The 2250-nt window shown below is 65.3% G+C and carries 2 protein-coding genes; both read left to right on the top strand.

The window, feature by feature from the left end; translation table 11 throughout:
• Positions 1–398: MBL fold metallo-hydrolase (locus EB084_24045; GenBank protein ID NDD31335.1), on the top strand; the 398-nt coding region annotated here is incomplete at its 5' end.
• A 61-nt stretch (positions 399–459) separates the two neighbouring features.
• Positions 460–2130 (top strand): CTP synthase, encoded by a 1671-nt coding sequence (locus EB084_24040; GenBank protein NDD31334.1) that lies wholly within the window; start codon positions 460–462, stop codon positions 2128–2130.
• The last annotated feature ends 120 nt before the right edge of the window (positions 2131–2250 follow it).

Raw genomic sequence — 2250 nt, 5'->3', positions numbered from 1 at the left:
ACGACAAGTTCGCGGGGCGCCGCCGCGGCCCGAACACCGTCTTCCACTGGTTCGTGGAAGGGGTTCACTTCTGTCACCTGGGTGACCTGGGGCACCTGCTCACCGAGCAGCAGGTCAAGACGCTGGGCAAGGTCGACGTGCTCTTCCTTCCTGTGGGGGGGCACTGCACCCTCGAGCCCACCGAGGCGGCGCTCGTCATGAACCAGCTGAACCCCAACCTCGTGTTCCCGATGCACTACCTCACCACGCACTGTGAGGGCACCGACCTCGCCCACGAGCCCATCGACTCCTTCCTCTCGCGAATGGACAACGTGGAGCAGGCCGCTACCATGGCCGTCGACGTCGACCTCCCGCGGCTGCCCCAGCGCACGAGGATCGTGGTCCTCAACTACGAATGAACCCTCGGGCCGGGCGCCTCACGCGGCGCTCGATACGTGCCCGCGCATCGGAAGAAGGCTCATGGCGCACAAGAAGCACAAGTACATCTTCGTCACCGGCGGCGTCGTCTCGTCCATCGGGAAAGGCATCGTCACATCGTCCCTCGGAACGCTGCTGAAGGCACGCGGCCTCCGCGTCACCATCCAGAAGCTCGACCCGTACATCAACGTCGACGCGGGAACCATGAACCCGTATCAGCACGGCGAGGTGTACGTCACCGACGACGGCGCCGAGACCGATCTCGATCTGGGGCACTACGAGCGCTACATCGACGAGAACCTGGCCGCCTCGAACAACGTGACCACGGGCAAGGTCTACAACACGGTGATCTCGCGTGAGCGCCGCGGAGACTACCTCGGCGACACGGTGCGCGTCATCCCGCACATCACCGACCAGATCAAGGCCGAGATCCGCAAGGTCGCCGAGGAGAGCGACGCCGACGTCGCCCTGGTAGAGATCGGGGGCACGGTGGGAGACATCGAGAGCCTCCCCTTCATCGAGGCCATCCGCCAGTTCAAGAAAGACGCCGGCGAGGGGAACGTGCTCTACATCCACCTCACCCTCGTGCCTCATCTGGGGGCCGCGGGCGAGCTGAAGACGAAGCCCACGCAGCACAGCGTGAAAGAGCTGCGGGCCATCGGCATCCACCCGGAGATCATCGTCTGCCGCACCCAGAAGGGCCTCAACCGCGAGATGCGCGCCAAGATCGCGCTCTACTGCGACGTCGAGGAAGAGGCCATCATCGAGAGCAAGGACGTTGACTGCATCTACGAGATCCCGCTGCTCATGGAGAAGCAGGGGCTCGGCAGCCTGGTCACCCAGAAGCTGCGGCTGCCCGCCACCACGCCCGAGCTCGAGGCTTGGAAGCAGCTCGTGAAGCGCATCAAGAAGCCCGCGGGCAAGGTGCGCATCACCCTGGTGGGCAAGTACGTCGAGCTCAAGGACGCCTACCTGTCCATCGAAGAGTCGCTGCAGCACTCTGGCGCCTTCAACAACGTGGCCGTCGACATCCACCGCATCGACGCGGAAGACCTGGTCAATGGCACCGTCGCGCTCGACGAGCTGTTCGCCAGCACCGATGGCATCCTCGTGCCGGGAGGCTTCGGCAGCCGCGGCATCGAGGGGAAGGTGAAGGCCATCGAGTACGCGCGCACGCGCAAGATCCCGTACCTGGGCATCTGCTACGGCCTGCAGTGGGCTGTGGTCGAGTTCGCGCGCAACGTTCTGGGATGGAACCAGGCCCACTCCACCGAGGTCGACGCGCACTCCCCGCATCCGGTCGTGCACCTTCTCCCCAATCAGGAGGGGGTCGACATGGGCGGCACCATGCGCCTGGGGGCCTATCCCTGCAAGCTCGAGCCGAACACCCTGGCGCACGCGGCCTACGAGGCAGACGAGATCTCCGAGCGCCACCGCCACCGCTACGAGGTCAACAATGCCCTCGTTCCCGCTCTCGAAAAAGCGGGCATGCGCTTCAGCGGTCGATGGCCCGAGCGCAACCTGGTCGAGATCGTGGAGCTCACCGATCACCCCTGGTTCCTGGCCTGCCAGTTCCATCCCGAGTTCAAGACGCGACCTGGTCGGCCTCACCCTCTGTTCCGCGATTTCGTGAAGGCGTCGGTCGAACGCCACACCGCCCGCACACAGCAGACCGCCGACACAGAGGTGGCGGTGGCCCGCGCCAGCGGCTGACCAGAGGGGCCTGCGCCCCTAGACGAATCCCTGCACTGGCGTGAAGACTCCCCGAAGAGGGGTCTGACGAGGAGGGTATTTTCATGTCGAACATCCACGGAGTCGGCGCCGTCGGCGCCA

Source organism: Pseudomonadota bacterium (genome assembly GCA_010028905.1).
GTDB lineage: Bacteria > Vulcanimicrobiota > Xenobia > RGZZ01 > RGZZ01 > RGZZ01.
The sequence above is the reverse complement of the archived record's forward strand: the minus strand, read 5'-3'. Positions and strand labels throughout refer to the sequence as shown.

Coding starts and splice junctions, on each gene's coding strand:
- EB084_24040 (NDD31334.1), top strand. CDS start 460: ATGGCGCACAAGAAGCACAAGTACATCTTCGTCACCGGCGGCGTCGTC.